Here is a 26,566-nt window from a genome sequence, read left to right on the forward strand (position 1 = left end):
GTTCACCCATGTCAACGAGCTGGCGCTGGTCGCCGGCATCCCCGAAGCGTTTGTCGATCGCGTGTTGCCGTTCGTGACGGTGTTCAACGGCGGTCCGGATGTTGATCCGACCATCGCCGCACCGGAAGTCGCTCTCGCCGTCGATAGGGTATCGGGCAAGGACCAGGACGGCTTCGGCGCGCGCCCGGCTTCGCCGAACGGCATCGCTGCCGCAACGCAGGCCCCAAACCAGCAAAGCGCGGCATCGACGGCGCAGAGCCCGTGCTACCGGATCGCAATCTCGATCCGCTTCCGCAACGGTCACCGCACCACATCCGAGGCGGTGATCGCACTCGGTGACAAGGTCGAGCCCTATCGGGTGTTGTCCTGGCAAAACGACGTCGAGCCGCGAAACCCGGTTCTGCTGCGCAAGAGAGGATGATGGCAATGCTTGCCGAGGCGCGACAATGGTTCGAGCAATGGATCGGCGCGGTCGCGACCGCCGTCGACGGCGTCGCCGGCAGGTTCATGCGCCGGCGCAGCATCGAGCTCGACGAGAATGGCGACGGCACGTTCACCGCCCGCCTCGCGGTCTCGAAGGACGGCTCGCCTTCGATGCCGGTTTCGTTCCGGCTCGATCACGATGCGCCGCAGCCTCCGCTGCCGGCCGACTGGAAGAGCGCGTTCGACGGCAGCCGCGTCGAGGTGCGTTTGCGATCGGATCAGATCGTCAGCCGCGTGCTCGATTTCCCGAGCCAGGCAAGCGACTTCCTCGACGGCATGATCCGCGCGCAGGTCGACCGGCTGACACCATGGAGCGCCGCCGATGCCGTCTTTGGCTGGAGTTCGCCGCAGCTGATCGCCAATGACCGCATTGAAGTCGCGTTCGGCGCGACCGCGGCGACGAAGGTCGATCCGTTGATCCGGATGGCGAGGATGCTCGGCGCCGCCTCCGTCGCGGTCTTCGCGCCGGCGGTTGGCGGCGACGGCGCCGCGCAGCGGGTGACGCTGCTCGACAGGTCGCTGCGCGGCCTTGCCGGGCCCTCGGTTCCGCGCCTGTTGCGCGTCGGCCTGGTCTCGACGGCGGCCGCGGCCGCAGTCTCGCTGCTGCTGAACATCTATCTCGGCGGGTGGCTGCAATCCGAGCAGGACGACCTGCAACACCGGATCGCGCAGCGCCGCGCCGCGCTGCGTCTCGATGCCAATGTCGACTCGTCCGGGCTCGGCCTGCTGGCCAAGCGCAAGCAGACGACGCCGTCGAGCGTCATGGTTCTGGAAGCGGTCTCGCGCGTGCTGCCCGACACGACCTATGTGACGGAGCTTCGCATCGAGGGCAACAAGGTGCAGGTGGTGGGACTGACGCAGGATGCGCCATCCCTGATCCGGTTGCTGGAGCAGTCGCCGCAATTCACCCGCGCGACGTTTTTCGCGCCGACGACGCGCGCGGCGAATGAATCGGCCGAGCGGTTCCACGTCGAGGCCAACATCACTGCTTATTTTGGGTCCGGCTCATGAGCGCAGCATCCCGATCGCTGACGGCTGTCAGCACCTCGCCAATGGTCGCGACCGCGAGCTATCTCGGCCTGTTCGTGCTACTGCTCTTCGTCGTCATCTCCTCCCTCTCGGACATCATCAGCCTGCGCAGCGATGTTGCGGCAGCGGCCGGAATGCTGGAGCAACTGGAAGGGCGATCCAGGGCGAACGCCGCGCCCGGTCAGCCGGCGATGCCGACCGGCTCGGCCTATCTCGAGGGCGCGACCGTCACGGTGGCCGGCGCCACCTTGCTGCAACGCGTGTCGGGCGCGGTCATCAAGGCCGGTGGCAATGTGCTGTCGACGCAGCTCGATGTTCCGAACGCGCCGGCCAAGGCCGGCTTCATCAGCATGGTCGCGAGCAGCGAGATCGAGCAGGCGCAATTGCAGCAGGTGCTCTACGATCTGGAAGCCGGCATGCCGTTTTTGTTCATCGACCAGCTGATCGTGCAACCGGTCGCCGACGAGGCCGCCAAGGGCGCCGATCCCGGCAAGCTGCGCGTGCTGCTCGGCGTCTCCGGACAATGGCGAGGAGCCAAATGATGCGACGCTTCGCAGCGACCATCGTGCTGTTGGCGGTGTCGGCCTATTCGGCGCCGGCTGCGGTGCCTGCCCCGTCCGGCGATGCATTGGACGCCGGGATGCTCGACGATACCCGTCTCGGCGGACCGGTGCTGAGTTCACCGCCACCGTCCGAACCGGTGACGTCGGTCCGGGTGACCCCGTCGCCAGCGCCGACGCCCCGGCCGCTCGGCGCCAATCCGCTGTGGGGCATCCCGCTCAAGACGCTGTCCAACACGCGCGACCGGCCGGTGTTCTCGCCGTCGCGGCGGCCGCCGCCTGCCGTCGTTGCGGAACCGGAGGTCAGCAAGCCAGCGCCGCCGCCGCGCAAGGTCGCGATCGAGCCACCGCCGCTGTCGCTGGTCGGCACCATCGCGGGAGATGACGAAAGCTTCGGGATCTTTCTCGATCAGTCGACCAAGACGGCGCTGCGGCTGAAGATCGGCGATGACTTCCAGGGATGGAAGCTGCGGTCCATCAACGGCCGCGAAGTCACGATGCAGAAGGACGATCAGGGTGCCGTGCTCACATTGCCCCAGCCCGGCGGCGACGAGAGCGGCGATGTCCGCCTGGTTCCGGTCAGCACGGAGAGGAAGCCCTTGGCCGCGCGGCGCCAGATGTGACCGCGCGTCGGACCGAGATGCTAGACTAGTTCAACGCGAGCCAGCTCTGAAGGGCCGGCGTCACGAGAAGCCCGAGCGCCAGAAACGGGCCGAACGGGATCGAGGTCTGGCGCTTCATCTCGTGGCCGGCGAGTTGCAGGCCGCCGGCAACACCGAGCGCCGCGAGTGCCGCGATCAGCAGCAAGGTCGGAATCCCTGTCGCGCCGACCCAGATCGCCGCGGCGGCGAGAAACTTGACGTCGCCAAGTCCCAATCCGTCGACTTGCCGCAAGGCGAAGTAAAGACGCTGCAATAGCAGGAACACGATGCCGACCAGCACCGCGATTCCCATGGCGGTGACGGCGGCCATCGTGCCTTCGGCGACGACGACGTTTGCGAGACCGAGCGCCGCGATCGCAAGGTTCAGCCAATTGGGGATGATGCCGTGGCGAAGATCGATCAGCGCCACGGCGCAGCAAAACATGCAAAGCGCGCCGTAAGATCCGATAAGATAGAGGGCTTCGCGATCAATCTGCATGGCGACGGACAAGTGTGACAGATGCGGACGTTGTGTTGCAACAACTCACGCGCGTTGAACAGTCCAATTTCAATCCGTCTGCAGCAGCGCGAACGAGTTTGCAAAATTGTGATCGTCATCGACGATCGCGGAGCAGAAAAGATGCGACAAAAAGTCCGCGCTGTCACAAATCCGCATAGGATACCGACAATAGTTCGCCCCGCTACATGCCGCGAGCCCTTCGTGGCAGACGAGTGGGTTGACTATGCACAAGATGCAAGTGGCGGCGTGCCTTGCTTTGCTGGCGGCGTTCGCAGGCGTGCGCGGCGCGAATGCCGGTGCTCTCGAGGAGGGCGCCGAGCGCTACCGGCCATATTTGATCGAGGGCGTCGCCAGTGCGCTGACAGGCGCGCGTGCGCTTCGCGAGCGCGCCGCGGCGGCGGATTTGCCCGGAGCGAAGAAGGCCTGGCTGTCGGCGCGCGCCGGCTGGGAGCGCTCGGAGGTGTTCACCGCAGGCTTCGTGCCTGAGCTCGATGCGCAGATCGACGCCTGGCCCAACGCGGACAGCGGGTTCCACGCCATCGAGGCGAAACTGTTCGGAGCTGCCAGCACCGACGTTGCCACCGATGCGACCGGCCTTGCCGAGCATCTGAACGATCTCCACGGCAAGCTCAAGGATATCAAGCTGACGCCGCAGGGCCTTCTGGATGGCACGGTGCGGCTCGCCTACGAAGTCGGAGAGAGCAAGGCCGATGGCGGCGAGTCGCGCATCAGCGGCACCTCGCTGGACGACATGCGCAACAACATCGCCGGCATCGACTTCGCCTACCACACGATCTTCTCGGCCGCGCTCAACACGGTCGACGGCAAGCTCGACGAGATGGTGACCAACCGGATCGAGCAGCTCGAAGCGATTGTCGCCACGCCCGACCTGCCGCGTGTCAACATTGCCGAACTGCGCCAGACCAGTGAGGAACTGGTGGTTGCGCTGCAGAGCGCCTCGGCAAAGCTCGGGCTGCAGCGGCCGACACTGGAGGCCCAGGCGCGATGACATCGCTTCACCTGCGTCTGGCCGCGCTGCTCTCCGGTGTCATCGCCCTGGCACTGTTCGGGCGTGCGGTGGCGTTTCCGGTCGACGGTGACAAGACCGTGCTGCCTGTCGCGACCGAGCTGAACGAGGATGCGCTCGACAAGCCGCGCGAGGTGTTCCAGTCCGAGCGGACCGGAGCCAAGTCGTATCTGGTGAATCTCGGCGATCTCGCGTTCAATTCGCCGGCGCTGCTCGGTGGCGTGGCACGGCAGGCCGGCGTGAGCTGCGGCACCTGCCACGTCAATGGCGCGAACAACGCCAAATTCTTCATGCCGAAGATGTCGAGCCGGCCCGGCACGTTCGACACCACCGGTCCGCTGTTCAATCCGAAGGCCAACAATCTGGCGTTCGATCCCGTACGGATCCCGAGCCTGCGCGGCGCCCGTTATCTTGCGCCCTACGGCGCAGACGGCCGCTTCGCCTCGCTGCGCGACTTCGTCCACAACGTCATCACCAACGAGTTCGCAGGTCCCGAGCCGTCGCCGGCAACGCTCGATGCGATCGTGGCGTATATTCACGACATCGACTTCCTGCCCAATCCGAGCCTTGGTCCCGCCGGACGGCTGGCCGGCAAAATCAGCGACGCGGAGCGCCGCGGCGAAGCGCTGTTCGCAAAGCCGTTCCCGCACGATCCATCATTGAGCTGCGCGGGATGCCACGTTCCGTCGTCCGGCTTTGTGGATCACCAGCAGCACGACGTAGGTTCCGGCGGCCTGTTCAAGACGCCGACGCTGCGCAATGCCGACTTCAACGCGCCGTACTTTCACGACGGCCGTTTCGACAATTACAACCAGGTTGTCGACTATTTCGGCCGGACCTTTCAGCTCGACCTCTCGGCGCAGGACAAGGACGACCTCGTCGCCTATCTCACGGCGGTCGGCGACGGCGTGCAGCCCTATGAACGCGACGGCGCCGGTGCAACGTTGAAGGAGATCAACGATTTCTCGACGGTGCTCGCGACCGCGATTCCGGCCGGCGACAACGACATCGTCGCGCTGGCGGTCGACACGATCGGCCGCGAGCTGCGCGAGTTGACCGAGCAATATCCCGATCGCAAGAACACCAGCGTCTCGGGCGGCGAGCAGCAGCGCGTGCTAGCGCGCAGCGGCCTCAAGGAGCTCGTTCTCACGCTGCGGCGAATCGAGATGGCGGTTGCAGCAGGGCGCAACGCGGATGCCGCGACCGAGTTCAGGAATTATCGCAATCTGATGGTTGCCGCAGTGCCCGCGCTGTTGGCCAGCGCCGAGCCATGGTCGCTCTTCAATCAAGACGTGCATGATCAGCATTATGCTGCGCTTCGCCAGGTGATGCGCTCCAAGCACCTTTCGCATTGATTGCTTTGTTTTGCAGTGATTTTGCGATCCGTGCCGCGGCGCGGATGCTCGATCAATTTTCGATCAATAGTTGCATCGTTGAATCGTGGAGATGCGGCGCGCGGCAGATGTCTCCTCAGAAAATATTTGAACGTTTCGAAATTTCTTGCGCGCTTTCATGTAAGCGAAAACCATGCGTCATATTGTCGCACTAAGCAGTGTGTGTTGCTAACCGCAAACACCCTGAGGTCGACAATGAGTTTGAATTACAAAAAGCACTGGCGAACCAGCACCGCGCTCTGCATCGCGTCAACGGTGCTCGTCGCAACAGCCGCATATGCCGCTCACTATCCTGGCGGCCGCAGTGATTGGGACAAGCGTCCGCATCACAATCACCAGGCGCACGAAGAGGGCGATCGTGCGAAGCATGAGAACCATGGCCATCATGGTGACGGCGATCACGGCGTAAAGACCGCGTCGCCGATCAAGCACGTCATCATCCTGATCGGTGAGAACCGCGGCCTCGATCACACCTTCGGTATCTACAAGCCGAAGGGCAAGGGGCAGACCATCTCCAACCTGTTGTCCAAGGGCATCGTCAACGAAGATGGCACGCCGGGACCGAACTTTGCGCAGGCGCAGCAGTCCTCGGTCGCGGGCCAGCCCTTGTACTATATCGGCGCACCGACCATCGCGAAGTCGCCCTACAACGCGACAAACCCGATGCCGCAGCCGAACACGGCCGGTACGCCGACCGCGCAGAGCGACACCGGCGCTCCGTTCAAGACGATCGCCGAAGCCAGCGTCGAGAAGGACATGGATCCGGCCGATCTCGACATCCTCACCACCGGCTTCAGCGGCCTGCCGACCGGCGTGCTGGATACCCGCATTCCCGGCGCCGGCGGTCTGAACGGACCGTTCCAGCTGCAGGGCGAGCAGATCAGCGACGACGACTACACCGGCGACTCGACGCATCGCTTCTATCAGGATTGGCAGCAGGAAGACTGCAGCGCCGCCAATGCCACCAAGAAGAACAATTCGGGCTGCCTGAACGACCTGTTCCCGTTCGTGATGGCGACCTATTCGGCGTCCAACAAGAGCATGGCCAACTCGATGGGCTTCTACAACGCCCAGCAGGGTCAGGCTCCGGTCCTGAAGATGCTCGCCGACCGCTTCACCTTGAGCGACAACTTCCACCAGTCGTTCCACGGCGGCACCGGCGCGAATCACTTCATGCTCGGTACCGGCGATGCGGCCTTCTGGAGCGACGGCAAGGGCAATCCGGTGACGCCGCCGGCCAACCTGATCGCCAATCCGAATCCGGTCGCGGGCTCGGTCAACCGCTACACCGTCGACGGCAATTGGAGCAATTGCTCTGACGTGTTCCAGCCCGGCGTCAAGCCGATCGTCACCTACCTCAACAATCTGCCGTACGCGGCGGAGCCGAACTGCAAGCCCAACCACTACTACATGCTCAACAACGTCAACCCGGGCTATCTGCCGAACGGCGCGCTGTCGGGTGGCAACAACGTGCCGCCGTCGTCGGTTCGCACGATCGGCGATGCGCTCATGGAGAAGAACATCTCCTGGGCGTTCTACGGCGGCGCGTTCAACGACGCCGTGGCGCTTTCGAACGCCGCGGTTGCCGCCAATCCGTCGAACCCCAACCTTAGCGCCGCCGCGGTCGCCGATCCGGCGCACGCGCTCGGTGTTGCCTACTGCCAGATCTGCAATCCGTTCCAGTATGCGACCTCGATCATGGCCAACCCGGCCTTGCGTCAGGCTCACATGAAGGACACTGCCGATCTGATCACGGCGATCCAGAACAACACGCTGCCCGCGGTGTCGTTCGGCAAGCCGGACGGCCTGCTCGACGGTCATCCGCAGAGCTCGAAGGTTGACCTGTTCGAGGCCTATGTCCTGAACGTGCTCAACTCGCTGGACAACAATCCGGAGCTGAAGGCTGAAACCGCTGTCTTCATCACCTGGGACGAGGCCGGCGGCTATTGGGACTCCGGCTACCAGCAGTCCATCGACTTCTTCGGCGACGGACCGCGCATTCCGACCCTGATCCTTTCGCCCTATTCGACGGGCGGCAAGGTCAACCACAACTACGCCGACCACGTTTCGCTGCTGAAGTTCATCGAGCGCAACTGGGCTCTCCAGCCGCTCACGAACCGCAGCCGCGACAACCTGCCGAACCCGACCTACTCGAAGAACAACGAGTACATTCCGACCAACAGCCCGGCATTGTCTGACATGTTCGACGCGTTCGACTTCAGCAAGCCGGTCACGTTGTCCTACACCGAGTGATCAAGCTCTCGCCCGCAGCGAGGTCCTGACTCCATCCAAGGCCGGCGCCGATCGAACCAATGGTTCGGTCGGCGCTGTCTTGTTCTACCCGCCCACCACCTGATCGACCGGAGACATGCGATGAAACGCAACGAGAAGACGTGCCCGATCAGCAGGAGCGTCGCGGCCGGCCTGCTTGCCGTTGCCATCCTGGCCGGCGCGGCGATCCCGGCCATGGCACAGCAGTTTTCCGCCGACCTCGTCGCGAACAAGGACGACACGGCAACCGCCATGGGAGCCTTGCGGGTCTCCGGCGGAAAAGCACGGATCGAGACAAGCGCGCTACCCGACGGCTTCTTCCTGATCGATACGGGCAAGCCCGCGGCCTATTTCGTCCGTCCGGCCGCACGGGTTTACATGGACGCGCGGCAATCGAGCCCGCTCACCCGGATGTTCATTCCGGTCGATCCGGATGATCCCTGCCGGCAATGGCTGGCGATGGCGCTGCTGTCCGCGCCGATCGACCTCGCAACGTGGCACTGCCAGCGCGATGGAGAGGAAAGGATCGCGGGGCACGATACCGACGTCTTTCGAATCGCCGCGCCGTCCGGTTTGAGCTTTGTCGGGTGGATCGACCGCGCGCGCAGATTTCCGGTACGGATCAGGACCGCGGATGGGACGGTGATCGCTGCCGATCACATCCGCGACGAGCCACAGGCGGCGCAAACGTTTGAAATTCCCGCAGGCTTGCGCAAGTTCGACCCGCAAGCGCTGATCCGTCGGATCCAGCAGAGCGACGTATGGGTTGAGCCGTCGGCTTCGCAGTGAGCACGCCCTCCGTTACTGCGACTGCTGGCTGGTTACCGGCAGAATCCGGCCGAGCGCTGTGTAGTGCGACTGATGCACGTTGCTGTTGAACAGCGACCAGGGTTCGGCCTTTTTCAGGGCGACGGGTACGTCGAAGTGCACCAGCTGCGCAAAGTTGCGATATTCGGCCATCGCATCGTCGATACGGCCGGCGGCGACGTCGAGATCGATGCGGCGCAAGGTGAGAACGAGGTCCTTCAGGATCGCGCGCGCCGCCAGCCGCTCGTCCTTGCCACCGATCGCGGTGTTCCTGATGTCCGGGATGCGCTCGGTCAGTTCGCGCAGTTCGGCCCCGACCCCGGTCACGGCCAGTGACACCACCGCGGTGTCGGCAGCCGGGATCGCGACCTCGAGGACGCTCGCGAGCTCGAGCACCTCTTTCATCCGGAGCATGACGCCGTCCTTGTCGAACGGGCGTTCGCCGTCGCCGACCGCATTCAGATAGGCCACAAGGTCCTGGGCGTCCTGGGTCGACAGTTCGAGGTCGAACACACGATCGAAATGATCGACCACCTGTTCATAGCTGTCGTAGCGGCCATCGTGGAAATACGGGGCGTTGAAGTTGGCGTTCAGCAAAGTCGGGGTCTTCACCAGTCCACCGGATCCGACGTCGTGGCGCATCTGGTCGTTGAAGGTACCGCCCGGAACATGACAACCGGCGCAGCTCAGCTCGGCCTGCTTCGGAAACGGCTTGAAGAACAGCGCCTCGCCGCGGCGCTCGGCCAGGCTCGCCTGCGCGACAAGCCTGCCGCCGGGCGCAATCTTCGGATTGGGGAGGAAGTCGATATCGTTGATATAGGCGACGAGGCCGTCGAGAACCTCGTCGCGCGGCCTCGGACCGGAAAATTCATTGACGATGACATTATAGACGAAGTCGCGCAGCGAGGTGATGCGCCCGTCATGTCCGTAGGGGGCGAGGAAGCGGGCGCCGCGCAGGCTCGGAATCCTGACCGGATCGAGGATGCTGTTGAACGTTTTCGCGTTGAAGACAAGGCTGGTCGTATCGAAGGTGCCGGGGCGGGACGATGCGCCCGGAACGAACAGTTTCGGGTTCGATGCGCCGTTGACGTGGCAGGTGCCGCAGCTCATCTCGGCCTGACGCGCCTTGCCGCCCAGGATGGAAGGCGAGTTGAACGCAAGATCGCCGAGATTGACCAAATAGGACTTTCGCCCGCCGACGGCTTCGGAATGAAAGAGTTCGCGCGGCCGCGCCAGCGCCTCCTCGGAGAATTCGGTGCCGGCCGGCAGTACAGTCTGGTCGCCGCCGAGCGGGAACGCCGACGCGCGCAACGGGAGCAGGGCAACGACGAGCGCCAGCCACGCGACCCGTGCCGGTCTGACGCCGCGATCGGCAGCTGTCGCACGATGTTTTCCGGAGCCGGACGCCAGAATATCCCAAGCCATCGCGCGAAAACGCCCCTGTCACAAATGCATATGCGCTGCCGTGCGTTGGAAGATGTCACGGAGGTGACAGTTTCCTGTCGGCAGGATCAATGACCATCTGACTGGATAGACGAATTTTGATTGCGGTTTGATGACGCTCGATCGGCGCACCGCAACGCGGTCTGCGTTTGACAGGATGAAATTCTGTTGGTGAGCGAGCATCTTTCCGCGCGTTTGTGCGCGCGTCGAAAAACAGTCATCCCCGCGAAATGTGTTTTGCATAGCGTGTAGCTCCATTTCTATTTCTTTCTAAATCAGGAGAGCACTATGCGGCTTTGGGGAGCCATTCCGGCGCTCGCGGTTGTTGCTGGCGCCGTTGCCATCTCGCCGGTAGCAAACGCAGAGAATTTGGTCGAAAAGATCGTTGATGAGTTCAAGCACGAGATCAGGGAAGAGCTGCGCGATCTGCGGGATCGCGGCCATGAAGGCGTGCACCAGTACAAGCACATCGTCGTCATCTATCAGGAGAACCACAGCTTCGATAACCTCTACGGTCACTGGGGCGATGTCGGCCGCGACCGGATCAACGGCACATCCTATGCCGATCAGGCGCACACCCTGCAGGTTCGGCAGGACAACCAGACCGTCTATGCCTGCCTGCTGCAGAACGACGTCAACCTGACCTCTCCGTCGCCGCAACCGACCAGCTGCACCGACAATACGGGCACGGTCGCGATCCTGAGCGCCTTCAAGAACAAGCCGTTCGAGATCAACGAGTTCATTCCGACCTCGGCCACCACCTGCCCGAAGCCGCTCGGCGCTTTCGCGGCTCACGGTTTCCTCAACGGCACCGGCGCGCCCGGCGGCTGCACCGCGGACATCGTGCACCGCTTCTACAGCGAGCAGTATCAGCTGAACGGCGGCCGGCAGAATCGCTACATGACCGGCAGTGATGCGGCGGGTCTGGTGATGGGCTATTACGACACCAAGAAGCTGCCGATCTACAGCTATCTCCACGGCCACGGCGCGCCGAACTACATCATCGCGGACAGCTTCTTCCAGGGCGCCTTCGGCGGTTCGTTCCTCAACCACCAGTTCCTGGTCGCCGCGGCGGCGCCCCAGTTCGTCGGTGCCCTGAATGACGGCAGCGCCAACGACTTCCACTCGATCGTCGATGCCAACGGCATGCCGACCAGCACGCCGCTCTACACGCCGCTCTCGACCGTGAAGGATGCACAGCTGACGGCGAAGTGCAATCAGGCCGGACTGCCGGCGGGCCTCGCCTGCGGCGACTACGCGGTCAACACCACGCAGCCGTTCTATCAGCCCTATTCCCCGGGCACCGCCGACATCAAGCGCCTGCCGCCGCTGCACACGCCGAACATCGGAGATCGGCTGTCGGCAAAGCGCATCGATTGGGCCTGGTATTCGGGCGGCTGGTCGAACGCCAACGGTGACGTCGGCGCTTCGGGCTGGACCAACGGCAACGGCACAACCTGCACCGACCCGAACCATGTCTCCACGGCGGTGTTCCCGAACTGCCCGGACGTGGATTTTCAGTACCACCATCAGGCGTTCAACTACTTCGCCAACTACGCGCCCGGAACGCAGGCCCGCAAGGATCACCTGAAGGACGAGGCGGAGTTCATCCAGGCGGCGAAGACCGGCCGGCTGAAGCAGGTCAGCTTCATCAAGCCGATCGGCGAGGAAAACGAGCATCCGGGCTACACCAGCGAATCCGAAGGCAGCCAGCATCTCGTCGATCTCGTCAAGGCGATCGTCGAGGGGCCGGATGGCAAGGACACGTTGATCGTCATCACCTATGACGAGTTCGGCGGGCAGTGGGATCACGTTCCCCCGCCGCCGTTCAACCGTCATGGTGCCGAAGCCAAGGCCGCGGACCAGTGGGGCCCGGGCACTCGCATTCCGACGCTCTTGATCGCCAAGCGCTTCAACAAGTCGGGTGTTGCGCATGAGGACTTCGACACCACGTCGATCCTCAAGATGCTGGAAAAGCGCTTCGATCTCGATCCGCTGGTGACGCGCCCGGTGCGTAGCCTCTCGGCGGCGCTGAAGGCCGGCGAGGGCTGGCACTGACGCGAGGAGCGCTGCTGGGCCGCGTCAACGTCCGACGCGGGCCGGAATGCCGGCCACGCGCCCAAGTGATCGCTACACGAAGGGATCGCTACACGATCAGATCGTGTAGCGGATGGATCACGATGGCGTCCGGCGTATGGTCCGGGAAGAAATCTGTTTGATGCTCCGGGACCGGCCCAACTGCCGGCGTTCCACCAGCTGCAACTCCTTGTGCCAGCTGAAATCCAGCGGAATCGGCCTGGCGGCCGAACCACGCGAGGCTTTGATCGAATTGTAGAGGGGACGAAGCTCCCTGCTGTTCAAGGCTCGAAGGCTCCGCGAAATGAAAGGACTGCTCGGTCGTTCCGGACGTTCCGCCGTCTACAAAGGGCAAGATTGCCTGAGACAACGCCGCGTCCTCGTGGCTACTCGTTGACATCGGACTAACATCGGGCGCTGGAGCGCTGGCGCCGACCGGCGGCGCGGGGCTGTCCGGGCTGGCGGCGAATATGAAGGCGTCCATCCCCGCCGCGTGGCACTGAATATCGACCTGAAGGTTGCTCGTGGCCGCATCGCCGTCCGCATCGACCGCCGTCACATCGAACAGCAGATCCGCGTTGATGCTCGTCTTTTCGGTATAGCTGATGTTGTTGATCGCGAAGGTGGGACACCCGGCTTCCACCCGATCGTAGTCGACCTGGACTTGATTGAACGACCTGTCAACGTAAAGCGTATACGTCGTCGTCGTGGCATCAAAGGTGTAGGTGTCGATCAGCGAAGCATCCGATGTCTCCTGGACCACGAAGCCGGCACTGCCGCAGAGCGGCCTGGGAACATCGATGCAGAAGTCGTGAACGTCGGCGCTGCCATCAAGAACTTTGAGGATCACGCCGGCGGTGCCGTAGCCCCGCCATTCCGTGAGATTGAAGCCGACCTGCGACTGCTTCTCGGTGAACGCGAGATTCAACTGCTCGGCCGGGTCCATCTGCAGTCCACTGTCGCCGACCGCAATACCGCAGTCCGATGCCTTGACATCGAGCGGATGGCCGGCGCAGTCCGATCCGGTAATAACCAGTTGTCCGTCCGGAGCCGTCAATGACGGCGTGCCGCAGATCGGGGCATCAAAATCGGAGCCATGGACGGTGACGTCCTTCGACGGCCCGGCTTGCTCGAGATCAAAGCAGAATGTTCCATCCGGATCGATCAGCAACTTGAAATAAGGATCGTCCAGCCTGCCGCCGCAATCGGTAAGATACGCGTCGAGTTCGACGCCGCCGCCCACCTCATGGGTCGTATAGTAGAAGTTGTAATCATCGCCATGTCCGGTGACGTGCACCGCGGTGATGCCGTTGCCCAGGCATGATGTGGCCAGATCATATCCCGTGCAGCCGACTGGACCGTTGTGGACGGCAACGAACATCGCGGCATCGCCATCCGCGCCGAAATTGACATCGTAGGTACCTGTCGCAGTCTGATGATCCTGAGCGGCGATGAAGGTCTCCGGGAAGCTGCAAATGGTCGGGTGATCGTCCGTGATCGTCAGTTGCTTGCCGAGGTCGATGCACGCGCTCTGGAAGTCGCCGTCCTTGTCCGTGATGGTGGCAACCAGGCTTACGACGCCGGCGGTCAGCGACACGGCTTCGCCGCTGTCAGGGCCGGCGCAGGCCGGATGCGTCACCGCGCGATATTCAGTGAAGGTGACGCATCCCGTGGCCGGATCAACCGCGATGGTGAATGCCAGCGCGCCACTTGCTGTGCCGACATGGCCTTCGATCGTGTTGCCGTTCAGAACCAGCACGTCGGAGCAGCCGGTATGCGAATCGATCAGACCGGATGGGGTGCAGTCACCTCCGTTGATCGTCAGTGCATAGTGAGTCGTCGCGCCGTCGGCGCCCTGGAGCGAGGTGAACGCCGTCGAGAAATCGGCGGAAATTTTCGTCAGCGCGGCGTCCGGTGCCGAGCCCGCGACATGGTCATCCAGCGCCGTTGCCGTCAGGTGCGTCTCGCTCAGCGTCAGCGACGGAGCGGTGCAATTGGCCTGGATGCAGGGGCCATCGTCGCTGATGGCCAGTCTGCTGCCGAGGTCCAGGCCGGCGCTCTGGAAGTCGCCGTCCTTGTCCGTGATCGTGGCAGTCAGGCCCACGATGCCCGCGGCCAGCGATACGGCTTCGCCGCTGTCCGGGCTGGTGCCGAGCGGCTGCTCCACCGGCCGGTAGTCGGTGAAGGTCACGCGTCCAGTGGCCGGATCGAGCGTAATGGTGAACGCCAGTGTGCCGCTGGTCGCGCCGACGCGGCCTTCGATCGTGTTGCCGTTCAGAACCAGCAGGTCAGCGAGGCCGGTATGCGAGTCGATCAGCCCCGACGCCGTGCCGTTGCCGCCGGTGATGGTCAGCGCGTAGCGGATGGTCGCGCCATCGGCGCCTTGCACCGAAGTGAACGCCGTCGAGAAATCGGCGGAAGTCGTCGTCAGCGCCGCGTCCGGCGCCGAGCCGGCGATGTGGTCGTCCAGCGCCGTTGCCGTCAGATGCGTCTCACTCAGCGTCAGCGATGGGGCTGTGCCCGCCGCCTCGATGCGCGGGCCATCGTCCGTGATTGTCAGCTGCTTGCCGAGATCGATGCTTAGATCCTGGTACTGGCCGTCGCTCTCCGTGACCGTCGCGATCAGGTTGACGAGGCCGGTCCCCAGCGCGATCCCTTCGCCGCTGTCAGGGCTGGTGCCCGACGATTGTTCGACCGCGCGGTGCTCGACGAAGGTCACGCGGCCCGTGGCCGGGTCAACCGTGATGGTGAACGCGAGCGCCCCGCTTGCTGCACCGACATGGCCTTCGATGGTGTTGCCGTTCAGAACCAGCAGGTCAGCGAGGCCGGTATGCGAATCGATCAGCCCTGACGCCGAACCGTTGCCGCCGGTGATCGTCAGTGCGTAGCTGACCGTCAGACCCGGTTCGGTGACGAATGCCGCCGAGAACTCGCCTGATGTCGTCGTCAGCGCAGCGTCCGGTGCCGAGCCGGCGATGTTGTCGTCCAGCGTCGTCGCTGTCAGATGGGTCTCGCTCAACGTCAGCGATGGCGCGGTTCCGATCTCGATCAAGGGGCCGTGGATGGTGAGTGTCACCGTCTGCGGGGTGCCGCCTATCGTGGTCACCGAGAAGCTGTCGGTCAGCGTGTCGCCGACATGGAGGGCTTGCACGGAGCTGTTGGCGTTGTCGAGCGTATAGGTCCACACGCCGGCCGTTGTGAGCGTGAATGAGCCGTAGCCGCCAACGCTTGTCGTCGGCGCGTTCACGGCGGTGAAGGTATTGGCGGGATCGTCGACATCGGTGTCGGTGAGCGTGCCCTTTGCGATGAGCAGGCCGGGCGAGGCATGACTGACGCCGACCGCACCCACCACCGCGCCGGCCTTGGTGCCGGAAATGATGGAGGCGTCATCGGCGCCCAGGATGCTGATGTCGAAGCTCTCGCTGGCCGAAAGCGAGCCGTCCGAGACCGTGATCACGAAGCTCTGGGTCGTGTTGGCCTTCAGCGCGTTGATTGCGGTATTGTTCGGAACGAAGGTGTAGTTTCCGGTCGCGCTGTTGAGATAGAGCGTGCCAAATGTACCGACGCTCGACACGTCGTATGTCGCCTGTCCCAGCACCGTATCGCCTGTGGCGCCTCCGCTGATGCCGAATTTCAGTGCGCCGCCCTTGATGCTGCTCGCGGAAAAGATCCCGCTCGCCGCATTGAAGTCGTCAAATATCACCGTATCGATTTCAGTCGGCCCCGCTCCGAGGTTCAGCTTCGGCGGAACCGGCGGCAGTTTGAAGAGATCATTTTTCGCGAAGGTCGCCACCGGTAGCGGCCCGAGCGTATCTTGCACCGGCGACAGCGGGGACTGCTGAATAAAATTGATCGGCAGCAGCAGTTGGCCGCCTTCGAGAGCAGGCATGCCGGACCCTTTCGATGCCGGTCCTTTCTCGAAATAGGCAAGGGTCTCCTGTTGGGCCTCCCGTAATTCCTCCATGTGCGCAGGGGAATTCGTGGCATGGTTCACGCCGACAGAGGAGCCTCTTCTGCTCAGGATGATCGTCTCTTCGGGATCCTCGACGATGATGTGACGGGGGATCGCCTCCTTGGTCACGAGTTCGAACACGCCGTGGTGGAGGTCCTTGTATTTGATGTTGTCGTCGTCCAGGAACGTGACGTTCGGCTCCGCGGCCCGGGCGTCCTCGAGCAGCGAGAAGGTGAGGGCGGCCAACGACAGCATGCCGAGGCCGCTGGCGCGGATGGTGCCAACCGGTGTGTCCGCCGTCAGGACGCCAGACCCTGCGAGCCGGCTGCCGATGAGGCGGAAGAGGCTTCTGGTTTTCGCGAACAGGCCCGGCCGCAAGCCCTCGCCGGGGTCCTGCGCGATGTCGCCCAACTCCAGCACGGTGCCGGCCGGCAAATTGAGCAACCTGCCATCGACCAGGCGGATTTCGATCCGCCCGCCGGCTCCGACCTCGATGACGTCACCCTGGCGAACGGGATCGCCAGTTACGATTTGAATCGGTATGCCGCGGGCACGCGCGATCGTGCCGCAGCCGATCGCCGTCCGAACAGTGCCAACTACGCGGGGCGGCTGGCCCAAAACGGCCATGCACGCGTCCCCGAACTCTACGCCGGACGCAACTGACATTGGCTTTTTGCCTGTTGGGCAGTTCGAGCGGAAAGTGGCGCCGCAGTCTTTTTATTTTGGCTTGGTTCGGCCACGCGGCGAAAAACCCCGCGCCGTCAACCATAGGCTTGTCCGCTGAAACGTCCTGATTGAAACCAAATTCGGCAGTAAAAATGGAATTCCAATACTGCGGGGGAGCCTTACAAAAAGGACAGAATAGCTGTCCTTTATCGCGCGTGCAGCCCCGCAAAATTAATAGTATGATTACCATGCAAATTGTCCACTTATTAATTTTTAGTCGAACTGCGTCAGGCATTTAGGCCTGTCTGCGACAACTCGTTTGGCACTTAAGGTCCTGCGGTCTCGGCCCGGCGGTCCCGATCACCACCGAGCCACGACACGACAAGATCTTCTCGTGGAGGGGATCGTGCGCATCCATTTGATTGTTCAATTGCTTGCAAGCTTCGTCCTGGCGCTCGCAACGCTCACGCCCGGCCAGGTGCAGGCGCAAACCGAAGCGGCCCAGCCCGCGGTTGAGAATATTCAACTGAAATTCATCGGAAGGGTCGTGGCCGCCACTGGTTCGGTCACGATCGAGCATCCGAGTGCAGTGGTCGTTCAGGCAGGGCTGCCCGGCAAATTGCCTCAGGCGCAGGTTGGCGATCCCGTTTATCTGGGCGACGTGGTGCAGACTGGAGCGGACGGACGCGTCGGGATCAATTTCACCGACGGCACTTCGTTCAATCTGTCGAGCAACGCCAAGATGGCGATGACCGAGTTCGTGTACGATCCGAACGGCAAGTCAAACTCGACCTTGCTCAAACTGACCAACGGCACCTTCACCTTCGTTGCCGGCAACATTGCGAAGACCGGTGACATGAAGATCGACACTCCTGTGGCAACGATGGGCATTCGAGGCACCACGCCACGCATCGAGATATCGGACGATGGAACGGTGAGGTTCGCCACGCTCGTTGAAGAGGGCAAGAGCAAGGTCAGGAAGGTCGGGACACGAACGCCGCAGCAACCTGAGCAAAACACCCTCCACAAGTTCAATCCCAACATCTGTCGAGGGTGCTAGGCCAGGCGCAGCCCGTTTCGTGCAAGCAAGGCCCGATATGAAACTTCGTGCAAGCGCCGGCGCAATTGTCAGCCTGATATCGCTTCTCGTTGCGATGCTCCCTGTGTTGCCTGCGGTCGCGCAGAACCTGAAGAAGGACAGCTATCTCCGCACTATCGGATCGTGCAGCGGCCTCGATCGCACACCGGCCGACGCGCGCATTGCTGCCTGCACGGCGCTGATCGATGCGGGGCAGGACATGACGGCGGCCGGCCTCGCGATCGCCTATAACAACCGTGGCAATGCCTACGCCGCCAAGGGAGACTACGACGGAGCCATCCGGGATTTCGATCGATCGATCGAGCTCAATCCGACCTACACCAAGCCGCTCAACAACCGCGGCGTGGCCTATCTCAGGAAGCGCGAATATGATCGCGCGACCGACGCCTTCGATCAGGCGATCAGGCTCAACCCGAACTACGGTGAGGCCTTCGCCAACCGCGCCGGCGCCTATTTGAAGAAGAACGATTATGCCCGCGCGGCGCAGGACTACGATGAGGCCATTCGCCTCGAACCGAAGCTGGACGGGGTGTGGAACGGACGCTGCTGGAGTCGGGCCATCCTCGGCGAATTGCAGGCGGCGCTGGAAGATTGCAACAAGGCCCTTCAATCGGCGTCAGCCAACGCCGCGACGTATGACTCGCGTGGCCTGATCTATCTGAAGACCGGCGAGCTTGGCGCGGCGATCGCCGACTACAGCTCCGCACTTCGCATCGATCCCAAGCTCGCAAGCGCACTTTATGGACGCGGCCTGGCGAAGTTGAAGCAGGGTGACAAGGCCGGCGGCAATATCGACATGGCGGCGGCCAAGGCGATCCAGGGCAGCATCGGCGACGATTTCACACGCTATGGCGTGCGATAGGCGAGCGCGGCCGACGGAGCCGCAGCAAGCGGGCCGGCCCGATGCAGTCGCTGCGGGTGCGGCCAGCCGGCTAAAGCATGATCCGGAAAAGTGCGAAGCGGTTTTCCGAAAAGATCATGCTCAAACAAAGAGCTAAGGCGCGATGACGATTCAACCTAATCTCATCGCGCTTTAGTCCATGATCTCGACCGTCGCCGAACGGCCGGCGACGAGCGCGATGCGATCCGGCAGGTGGTCCAGCGCGATGCGCACGGGGATGCGCTGTGCGAGCCGAACCCAGCTGAATGTCGGATTGACGTTTGCGAGCAGGCTCGCGCCTGCCGCGCGGTCGCGATCCTCGATGCCGGCTGCAATGCTCTCGACATGTCCGGTGAGCCGCACCGGCTCGCCCATCAGCCGGATCTGCGCCTTGTCGCCGACGCGGATGCGCGCGAGCTTGGTCTCCTCGAAATAGCCTTCCACATGCAGCGTGTCGGTGTCGACCAGCGCCATCACGCCCTTGCCAGCGGTGACGTAGGCGCCCGGCCGCAGGTCCATATTGGTGATGGTGCCGTTCACCGAAGCGTGCACCTCGCTGCGATCCAGATTGAGCTGCGCGACGGCGCGGTCGGCGACCGCCTGGTCATAGGCCGCCTTGGCCTGCAGCTGGGTCGCCAGAACCTGCTCCTGCTTCTGCTGCGACACCGCATCGGTGGTCAGCGAGCTGTAGCGTTTGAGGTCGGCGTCGGCCTGATCCAGCGTCGCGCGATGGCCGGCGACCGATGCATCCGCCTGCTTCAGCGCCAGGGCAAAGCGTGCGCGATCGATCCGGAACAGGATGTCGCCGCGACGCACCGGTTGATTGTCCTTGACCAACACGTCGGTGACGAAGCCGGAGACGTCGGGGGCCACCTGGATCACGTCGGCGCGGACCCTGCCGTCGCGGGTCCATGGCGATTCCATATAGTAGACCCAGAGCGCGCGAGCGACAGCGAGCGCGGCGACGACGGCGACCGCGGTCAGCGCAACCCGACCGAGCCAGGCGAAATTCGCTTTCATGGCAGAAACTCCGAAAGATAAACCACGACGCCGAGCAGGCATACGTACAATGCGAAATTGAACAGCGCGCGATGCCAGACCAGCCGATAGAATCCGAAGCGCTGCATGATCCGGCTCACCACTGCGCTCAGCGCATAGGCAACGATGAGCCACAGCAGCAGCGCCGGAACGAGCACGCCGTAAATGTCGAGCTCATATCTCATGCGGCGAAACTCTCCTCGGGCTGCGATCGATACGCGGGTGCATCCGGAAACAGGCCGCGGCGGATGCCGACGAGGCCGAGCAATGCATCGTCCCGCGCGCGCTCATTGGGGTCCTTGACGACCGCGGTCAGCGCCGCATCGATGCATGACAACAGTTCGGCCGGCATTGCGTGGTCCGCACGGGCACGAAACGCTGCCCCGAGGTCGTCCAGCATGTCGTCGATGGCTCGCACGGTGAATGCGGCGAGGCCGTAACGCGCCCTCCTCAGGTCGATGATGTTGAGCCCGATGCGTAGCTGGACCAGGCTGTCGGCATCGCGCCGGTCGCTCTCGGAGATGAAGGCGATCCGCTGGACCAACAGGCCGAGCCGATGCAGCATCAGGCCGGCAAACTGCGCGCGATCGCCGTGGCCGCGCCGCTCGGCCGCGATCGCGAGCGTCTGCCAGCTCGACGTCATCAACCGCTTGGCGATCCATTCGGCGCCGACGCCGCGCGCGATCCGCGTCACGATCTCCGCAATGACAACACCGAGGAAGAAGGCGACCGACGTGTTGGCGAAACTGGCGAAATCCGCGCTGTAGGTCGATTGCAGCGCGAGCAGCGTCGCGGTGTTGGCGGCGAGCGCCATGCCGATCGGCGCAGTTTTGGGCCGCGCGATCAAATAGCCGTACAGGAGGAAGGTCGGCGCCAGCGCCGCGATCAGGACCTCGACATGGGAGATGCCCGGCACCAGCGCGAACTGATAGATCGCGACGATGACGATCGCGACCAGTGAAAACAGGCCGAAGGCCCGGATGCTGCGCGCAGGCTCGTCCTGCGCGGCGAAGAAGGAGCAGGCGACCGCCGCCATCATCGGCGCCGAGGCGCCATCGGCCCAGCCGGTCGCAATCCACAGGCCGCAGCAGATCAGGATGGCGACCGCTGCGCCCGCGGCCGACCACAGCGCCATGCCGTGGTCGCGATGACGGACCGGTGCGGCCCCCGACTCCGGGTGGAACGCCAGCGCGACGGTGGAGATATCCCGGCCCGCAGCAATTGCATCGCCCAGCGCGCGGCAGTCGGCCGAGATGTCGACAAGCTCGCGCAGCCGGAGCAGCAGGCTGATCGTGATGATGCGCTCCCGCGGCGCGATGCCGTCGAGCGCAGATTGCCGCTCGGCGATTGCAGCGCGGATCTGCTCGCCGGATTGCCGCTGGCGGTCCTCGTCCACGATCCATGCGGCGAGATCGCCGATCAGGCGCTGCAGCTCCGGTTGCCGTCGCAGCGCCGTCTCACCGAGTGCGGCAAGCCGGTCTTCGATCGACGTGATGATCGGCAACAGCATCAGCATGCGCAGCCGGACCTCGCCGAGGCCACGCACGGTGCCGGCGTCGGCCAGCCGGTCATAGGCGACGTGGGTCGCCAGCGTATCGATCTCGACGATGTCGGTTGCAAGACGAAGGCGTTGGGCCCGGCGCGTCTCGCTGGTCCCGCTGTCAAGCAGCGCGTCGCTTGACAGACGGCGCGCATCTGACAACCAGTTCCTGATGCGGCCGCCGACCGCCGGCGCGACGCTGCGGGGAAACACCACCGTCGACACCAGGCTCGCACAGACGATGCCGAGCGAGATCTCCTCGACCCGCGCCAGCGCGACGTCGAAGATGCTGCCCGGGTCGGCCACCGACGGAAATCCGATCAGTGCGACGGTATATCCGCCCAGCATGAAGACATAGCTGCGTGGCGTGCCGTCGAGCAGCGACAGATAAAGGCAGAGCCCGACCCAGAGCGCGATCGCAAGGCACAGTAGCTCCGGCGCATTGACCAGGTTCGGCACGAGAGCAACCGTGACGCTCGCGCCGACCAGCGTGCCGATCACGCGGAAGAACGCCTTCGAGCTGGTCGCGCCGGCCAGCGGCTGGGAGGTGATGTAGACCGTCGCCATCGCCCAATAGGGACGCGGCAGACCGATCGCCAAGGCGATTACGAGCGCCAGCATCGACGCCGCGAACGTCTTCAACGCGAAAATGAGATCCGCGTGGCGGACCAGGAACGGCTCTTCCGCGCGCATGACTATTTCGCCTCTGCAGCGGTCGCCCGTTGCTCGATGCGCTGGAGCGTCTCGAAGGTTACCGCAAGTTCCTCGCTGCCGATATCCTTCAGCAGGCTGGCCCGCACCCGGCGCAGCACCCGGTTGATCTCCTCGACCTTGGCTTCGCCGGTAGCGGTGAGATGCAGCGTTTTGGCACGCCGGTCGGTCGGGTCCTCGCGACGCTCGACGAGGCGCTCGGACTGCAGCAGATCGATCAGCCGCACCAGTGAAGGCCCCTCGATTCCCAGTTCATCGGCCAGCACGCCCTGCCGGACGTTTTCCCCCTGGCGTGACAACACCAGCAGCGGAATCGCCGTCGCGTAGGACAGGCCGTGGTCGGACAAGGCCTGATCCGACTCGCGACGCCAGATCCGGGCGAGCCTGGTCACCAGGCGGCCGATCTCGGCGTGGATATGGGACGGCGCAGGCGGCATGCAAATTAGATAGGATACGAACTATTAGGATGCAATAATATGCTGCGAGCATCGCGGACGATCACGCGAATGCGATCCTGCGTGAGGAAGCGTCAGTATTTCTGCACGGTCGATCGGAAGGCGATCCAGAATGCGACCGACAGAAGCCCCAGTCCGCCGAGCGCCAGGAAGGCTGGGCCATAGCCGACCCATTGCGCAATCCAGCCGCCGAGCGCGGGGCTGAGCGAGGCGCCGATTCCCTGAACCGTGATGACGGCACCTTGTCCGAGATTGACGCGGCCGGTTCCGTTCAACGATCGCGCCACCATCCCGGGCACGGCGACGCTTTGCAGGCCTGCGCCGATGCCGTCGAGGATCTGCACGGGCAGCACGCCCCACCAGCCCGAGAGGAACCAAGCGAGCACGCCGCGCACCGGCAAGGCCAGGAACGACAGCAGCAGGACAGACCAGTAGTTTCGGCGCTCGGCGGCGTGCATGCCGGCGATCGAGGCAACAATCATCACCGCCTGAGCCACCACGATCGTGGTCGCGACGAAGCTCGGGCCGTCGGCGTGACCACCGGCAACCGCAGCAAGGCCGTAGAGCGGCACGATCGCCGCGTTACCGAGGTGGAACGCGGCCAGTGCGACGGCAAGCACCAGTAACGGCTTGTGCTTGATCAGCACGGAGAGGCCGCTGGGCTGGCTGTCCGGATCTTCTTCCTTGCCGCGCGCGGCACCGTGATCGATGCTGCCGGGCGGGATCAAGAGCACGCAGGCGATCGTGATCGCGCCGAACAGGGCGGCGAGGACGAAGACCGCCACATAACCATACTGCCAGCCGAGATAGCCCGATGCCGCGGCACCGACCATGTTGCCGGCATGGTTGAACGCCTGGTTGCGGCCGTTCTGCCGGTTGAACCCACGCTGCTTGACGATGCCGAGCGTGATGCCGGTGACCGCCGGAACGATTGCGGCACCCGCGACCGAGGTCGCAACCTGGGACAGCGCGACAGCCCAGAAGCTTTGCGACATCAGGATGACGGCCGATGCCACCACGACCGCGATGCCCGGAACGATCACCCATGCCCGCTTGTGGCTCGTGGTATCGATGCAGCCGCCGATCGGCGTCGTGATCAGCATGCCCGCGACGTTGCCGAGCGTCAGGGCGGTCCCGATCAGGCCGCTGGTCCAGCCATGCAACTGAAGGAAGACCCCGACGAACGGTCCGATCCCGGACTGCATGTCTGCCATGAAGAAGTTCACGGCCAGCAGCGGCCACAGGCGCGCAGGAGACGTTATCGCTTTGCGGTGGGGCATAATCCACGAACGCGCAGGACCGCGGAAGGAAGCGACGATGGACAGATATTTCTGCGCAACCGATCACGCCGCAATGTGCATGGCGGACGGCGGTACGATTCTCCGGGAGCGTTCTGCGCAAGGCGGCCGGGTAACGTCACGGCGCAAGCGTGTGCCGGACCATATCGCCCAAGTCAGTCTTTTTATCGCATCAGCACGTAGACGACGACGATGACGGCGAGCGCGATGATCGCAGACGTGATCATCATGCCGTAGGGACGTACCTGTCTGCCTTGGGTCGTCTCTGCCGTGCTTGCCGGAGCTGGTTCAGCGGGCCCTTCTCGGACCATGGTTGGCGTCCTGCTTGTCACACCTCTATTCCGACGCGGCTGACGCAGCTTCGTTCCTAATTGGTGTCCGGGCCGGGGCGTGCGCTTAGGAACCTCGCTCCGAACGCGCTGTTGAGGCTTCTTTCGGAGGCACGAAAGATGCACCAGGTCGCGACAGTCGCCACGCATTCGGCCAACCCGGCCGCGACGGCGCGGGTCGGTATGCATCCGATCCATCCCATGCTGGTGCCGTTTCCGATCGCATGCTTCGTCGGGACGCTGGTGACCGATATCGCCTATTGGCAGACCGCCGAGATGCAGTGGGCCAACTTCTCGGCCTGGCTGCTGTTCGCGGGGCTGATCATGGGCGGTCTCGCCGCGGTCGCCGGCCTGATCGACTTCCTGAGCAATCGCCTGATCCGCCGGCTGGGCTATGCCTGGTTGCATATGATCGGCAATGTGATCGTGATGCTGCTCGCGCTGTTCAACGCCTTCGTCCACAGCCGCGACGCCTGGACCTCCGTGGTGCCGACCGGACTGGTGCTGTCGGTGCTGACCGTTCTCGTCATGCTGTGCACGGGCTGGCTCGGCTGGGCCATGGTCTATCGCTACCGGGTCGGAGTGGCGGGCTGATGCGGATCGACCTGACCAATGCCACGCACCTCAAACTCGCGATGACGCTGCTGGCCGGGCTGTGCCTCGCAGGCTGCAGCAAGGAGACGGCACCTGACCCGAAAACACAGGTCGGTGGGCGTCCGGACCTGCCGGCGCTCGAGCAGTATCTGATGCCGCCGATGCACGTCGCCTCCGTGATCGGATGGAAGCAGGGCGAGAAGCCCAAGGTGCCGGACAGCTTGCAGATCAATGCGCTCGCCACCGGCCTGCAGCATCCGCGGTCGCTCTATGCGCTCCCCAATGGCGACATCCTGGTGGTCGAGTCCAAGGCGCCGGGGACCGAGCCGATCAAGCGGCCAAAGGACTTCATCATGAAATGGGTGGAGTCGTGGGCAACCTCCGGCGGCGACACCGGCGCAAGCAACCGCATCACGCTGCTGCGCGACTCGAATGGCGACGGCAAGCCGGAGATGCAGAGTGTGTTCCTCGACCATCTTCATTCGCCGTTCGGGGTGGCGCTGGTCGGCAACGATCTCTACGTCGCGAACACCGATGCGATCGTCCGGTATCCGTATCATGAGGGCGATACCAAGATCACCGAGCCGGGGCAGACCCTGACGGAGCTTCCGGCCGGGCCGATCGACCATCACTGGACCAAGAGCCCTGACGGCAAGCCCGGACGGCGCTCTGCTCTATGTCGGCGTCGGCTCCAACAGCAACATCACCGAAAATGGAATCGAGGCCGAGAAGAACCGGGCGGCGATCCTCGAGGTCGAGCGCGCCACCGGCCGTTGGCGGATTTTCGCCAGCGGGCTGCGCAACCCCAACGGCCTGACCTTCGAGCCGCAGAGCCACGCGCTGTGGACCGTGGTCAACGAGCGCGACGAGATCGGCCCCAACCTCGTGCCCGACTATCTGACGTCGGTGAAGGACGGCGGCTTCTACGGCTGGCCGTACAGCTATTTCGGCCAGAACGTCGATCCCCGGGTGCAGCCGCCGCGGCCGGATCTGGTCGCGAAGGCAACCGTTCCGGACTATGCGTTGAGTTCGCACGTCGCGCCGCTCGGGCTTGCCTTCTACACCGGCGACAGCCTGCCGTCGTCCTACCGGGGCGGCGCCTTCGTCGGCGAGCACGGCAGCTGGAATCGGCCACAGCTCAACGGCTACAAGGTCGTCTACGTGCCGTTCGCCGACGGCCATCCGAACGGGCCGGCGCAGGACGTCGTCACCGGATTCCTCGGCGAGGACGAAAAGTCCCGCGGCCGGCCGGTGGGATTGGCGATCGACAAATCCGGCGCGCTGCTGATCGCGGACGACGTCGGCAACACGGTGTGGCGCGTGACTGCCTCGGGGCGGCTCTGACGGCGCTCCCGCTGTCTCACCCGCACACGCAAGCGATTGGAGAACACCATGAGCGACAGCACGATCAAGAAAGTATCGGTCAGCACGTCCCCGAAGGGCACGATGGGCCAGACCTATCTGGTGTCGGGCAAGCGCGTCGCCATGCGGCTCTGGGACAACGAACAGCTGCAACCGGGCGCTTCCGATCGGCGCGACTACGAGACGGTTGGGTATGTCATCAGCGGTCGCGCCGAATTGACCCTGGAGGGGCAGACCATCCGCCTGCAGCCGGGCGATTCCTGGCTCGTGCCCGCCGGGTCCGAGCACCGTTATCGCATTCTCGAGCCGTTCACGGCCGTCGAAGCCACCGCGCCGCCGGCGCAAGTGCACGGTCGCGACGAGTCCAAGTCATAGAGGCGCACGGTGTCGA

At 64.0% G+C, this 26,566-nt stretch carries 21 protein-coding genes and 2 pseudogenes; 14 read left to right on the plus strand and 9 right to left on the minus strand.

What is annotated here, in order from left to right:
• The 4 genes and pseudogenes from ACVWY5_RS01610 to ACVWY5_RS01625 all read left to right on the plus strand — a co-directional run.
• A pseudogene (locus ACVWY5_RS01610) lies at positions 1-421 on the plus strand (hypothetical protein); the annotation flags it as partial.
• A 5-nt stretch (positions 422-426) separates the two neighbouring features.
• Positions 427-1,494, plus strand: coding sequence for a PilN domain-containing protein (locus ACVWY5_RS01615; protein WP_321176740.1), 1,068 nt, complete (start codon positions 427-429; stop codon positions 1,492-1,494).
• The gene (gene gspM, locus ACVWY5_RS01620; RefSeq protein WP_028352112.1) at positions 1,491-2,054 is read left to right on the plus strand and encodes a type II secretion system protein GspM; all 564 of its coding nucleotides are present in this window, start codon (positions 1,491-1,493) and stop codon (positions 2,052-2,054) included. The genes ACVWY5_RS01615 and gspM overlap by 4 nt, the downstream gene beginning before the upstream one ends.
• Complete coding sequence (locus ACVWY5_RS01625) at positions 2,051-2,695, plus strand: hypothetical protein (RefSeq protein ID WP_028333651.1); 645 nt, start codon at positions 2,051-2,053, stop codon at positions 2,693-2,695. Before gspM ends, ACVWY5_RS01625 begins: the two co-directional genes overlap by 4 nt.
• A gap of 25 nt (positions 2,696-2,720) precedes the next feature.
• Here the strand turns inward: ACVWY5_RS01625 and ACVWY5_RS01630 are convergent, their stop codons facing one another.
• Positions 2,721-3,158, minus strand: a complete 438-nt coding sequence (locus tag ACVWY5_RS01630) for a prepilin peptidase (RefSeq protein ID WP_063616551.1) — start codon at positions 3,156-3,158, stop codon at positions 2,721-2,723.
• A 298-nt stretch (positions 3,159-3,456) separates the two neighbouring features.
• Here ACVWY5_RS01630 and ACVWY5_RS01635 point away from each other — a divergent pair, with 298 nt between their 5' ends.
• From ACVWY5_RS01635 to ACVWY5_RS01650, 4 genes are all read left to right on the plus strand, one after another.
• Positions 3,457-4,242, plus strand: a complete 786-nt coding sequence (locus ACVWY5_RS01635; protein ID WP_028333649.1) for an EfeM/EfeO family lipoprotein — start codon at positions 3,457-3,459, stop codon at positions 4,240-4,242.
• Positions 4,239-5,615 carry a cytochrome c peroxidase gene (locus tag ACVWY5_RS01640; protein ID WP_028333648.1) on the plus strand — a complete coding sequence of 459 codons (1,377 nt, stop codon included), beginning with the start codon at positions 4,239-4,241 and terminating at the stop codon, positions 5,613-5,615. The genes ACVWY5_RS01635 and ACVWY5_RS01640 overlap by 4 nt, the downstream gene beginning before the upstream one ends.
• Positions 5,616-5,855: 240 nt before the next feature.
• Positions 5,856-7,907: an alkaline phosphatase family protein gene (locus ACVWY5_RS01645; protein ID WP_028333647.1), complete on the plus strand. Its 2,052-nt coding sequence runs from the start codon at positions 5,856-5,858 to the stop codon at positions 7,905-7,907.
• Between the two features lie 120 nt (positions 7,908-8,027).
• Positions 8,028-8,714, plus strand: a complete 687-nt coding sequence (locus tag ACVWY5_RS01650; RefSeq protein ID WP_321176742.1) for a hypothetical protein — start codon at positions 8,028-8,030, stop codon at positions 8,712-8,714.
• A 12-nt stretch (positions 8,715-8,726) separates the two neighbouring features.
• Here the strand turns inward: ACVWY5_RS01650 and ACVWY5_RS01655 are convergent, their stop codons facing one another.
• Entirely contained in the window at positions 8,727-10,157 is a 1,431-nt protein-coding gene (locus ACVWY5_RS01655; RefSeq protein ID WP_028333646.1) for a cytochrome c peroxidase, read from the minus strand.
• Positions 10,158-10,463: 306 nt separating this feature from the next.
• Here ACVWY5_RS01655 and ACVWY5_RS01660 point away from each other — a divergent pair, with 306 nt between their 5' ends.
• The gene (locus ACVWY5_RS01660) at positions 10,464-12,233 is read left to right on the plus strand and encodes an alkaline phosphatase family protein (protein ID WP_028333645.1); all 1,770 of its coding nucleotides are present in this window, start codon (positions 10,464-10,466) and stop codon (positions 12,231-12,233) included.
• Between the two features lie 88 nt (positions 12,234-12,321).
• On the opposite strand, the gene ACVWY5_RS01665 is transcribed toward ACVWY5_RS01660, so the two are convergent.
• Positions 12,322-16,830, minus strand: coding sequence for a DUF5801 repeats-in-toxin domain-containing protein (locus ACVWY5_RS01665; protein ID WP_051376108.1), 4,509 nt, complete (start codon positions 16,828-16,830; stop codon positions 12,322-12,324).
• A gap of 445 nt (positions 16,831-17,275) precedes the next feature.
• On the opposite strand from ACVWY5_RS01665, the gene ACVWY5_RS01670 reads away from it, so the two are divergent.
• Positions 17,276-17,929: a FecR family protein gene (locus ACVWY5_RS01670; RefSeq protein ID WP_456671637.1), complete on the plus strand. Its 654-nt coding sequence runs from the start codon at positions 17,276-17,278 to the stop codon at positions 17,927-17,929.
• Positions 17,930-17,966: 37 nt separating this feature from the next.
• On the plus strand, positions 17,967-18,830 hold the full coding sequence (locus ACVWY5_RS01675; protein ID WP_028333643.1) for a tetratricopeptide repeat protein: 864 nt from the start codon (positions 17,967-17,969) through the stop codon (positions 18,828-18,830).
• Positions 18,831-19,001: 171 nt separating this feature from the next.
• On the opposite strand, the gene ACVWY5_RS01680 is transcribed toward ACVWY5_RS01675, so the two are convergent.
• The 6 genes from ACVWY5_RS01680 to ACVWY5_RS01705 all read right to left on the minus strand — a co-directional run bounded on the left by ACVWY5_RS01680 (position 19,002) and on the right by ACVWY5_RS01705 (position 24,201).
• Positions 19,002-19,868, minus strand: a complete 867-nt coding sequence (locus ACVWY5_RS01680; protein ID WP_028333642.1) for an efflux RND transporter periplasmic adaptor subunit — start codon at positions 19,866-19,868, stop codon at positions 19,002-19,004.
• Positions 19,865-20,071 carry a DUF1656 domain-containing protein gene (locus tag ACVWY5_RS01685; RefSeq protein WP_028333641.1) on the minus strand — a complete coding sequence of 69 codons (207 nt, stop codon included), beginning with the start codon at positions 20,069-20,071 and terminating at the stop codon, positions 19,865-19,867. The genes ACVWY5_RS01680 and ACVWY5_RS01685 overlap by 4 nt, the downstream gene beginning before the upstream one ends.
• Positions 20,068-22,119, minus strand: a complete 2,052-nt coding sequence (locus ACVWY5_RS01690; RefSeq protein WP_028333640.1) for an FUSC family protein — start codon at positions 22,117-22,119, stop codon at positions 20,068-20,070. The genes ACVWY5_RS01685 and ACVWY5_RS01690 overlap by 4 nt, the downstream gene beginning before the upstream one ends.
• A gap of 2 nt (positions 22,120-22,121) precedes the next feature.
• Complete coding sequence (locus ACVWY5_RS01695) at positions 22,122-22,574, minus strand: MarR family winged helix-turn-helix transcriptional regulator (protein WP_028333639.1); 453 nt, start codon at positions 22,572-22,574, stop codon at positions 22,122-22,124.
• A 92-nt stretch (positions 22,575-22,666) separates the two neighbouring features.
• Complete coding sequence (locus tag ACVWY5_RS01700; RefSeq protein WP_028333638.1) at positions 22,667-23,872, minus strand: MFS transporter; 1,206 nt, start codon at positions 23,870-23,872, stop codon at positions 22,667-22,669.
• A gap of 182 nt (positions 23,873-24,054) precedes the next feature.
• Positions 24,055-24,201: a hypothetical protein gene (locus tag ACVWY5_RS01705; protein ID WP_317249652.1), complete on the minus strand. Its 147-nt coding sequence runs from the start codon at positions 24,199-24,201 to the stop codon at positions 24,055-24,057.
• Between the two features lie 138 nt (positions 24,202-24,339).
• Here ACVWY5_RS01705 and ACVWY5_RS01710 point away from each other — a divergent pair, with 138 nt between their 5' ends.
• The 3 genes and pseudogenes from ACVWY5_RS01710 (at position 24,340) to ACVWY5_RS01720 (ending at position 26,550) form a co-directional block, all read left to right on the plus strand.
• The gene (locus tag ACVWY5_RS01710; RefSeq protein WP_051376107.1) at positions 24,340-24,813 is read left to right on the plus strand and encodes a DUF2231 domain-containing protein; all 474 of its coding nucleotides are present in this window, start codon (positions 24,340-24,342) and stop codon (positions 24,811-24,813) included.
• Positions 24,814-24,854: 41 nt separating this feature from the next.
• Positions 24,855-26,157: pseudogene (locus ACVWY5_RS01715) on the plus strand (PQQ-dependent sugar dehydrogenase).
• 48 nt (positions 26,158-26,205) lie between these two features.
• The gene (locus ACVWY5_RS01720) at positions 26,206-26,550 is read left to right on the plus strand and encodes a cupin domain-containing protein (protein WP_028333637.1); all 345 of its coding nucleotides are present in this window, start codon (positions 26,206-26,208) and stop codon (positions 26,548-26,550) included.
• The last annotated feature ends 16 nt before the right edge of the window (positions 26,551-26,566 follow it).

The sequence above is a fragment of the Bradyrhizobium sp. USDA 3256 genome, from assembly GCF_054058275.1.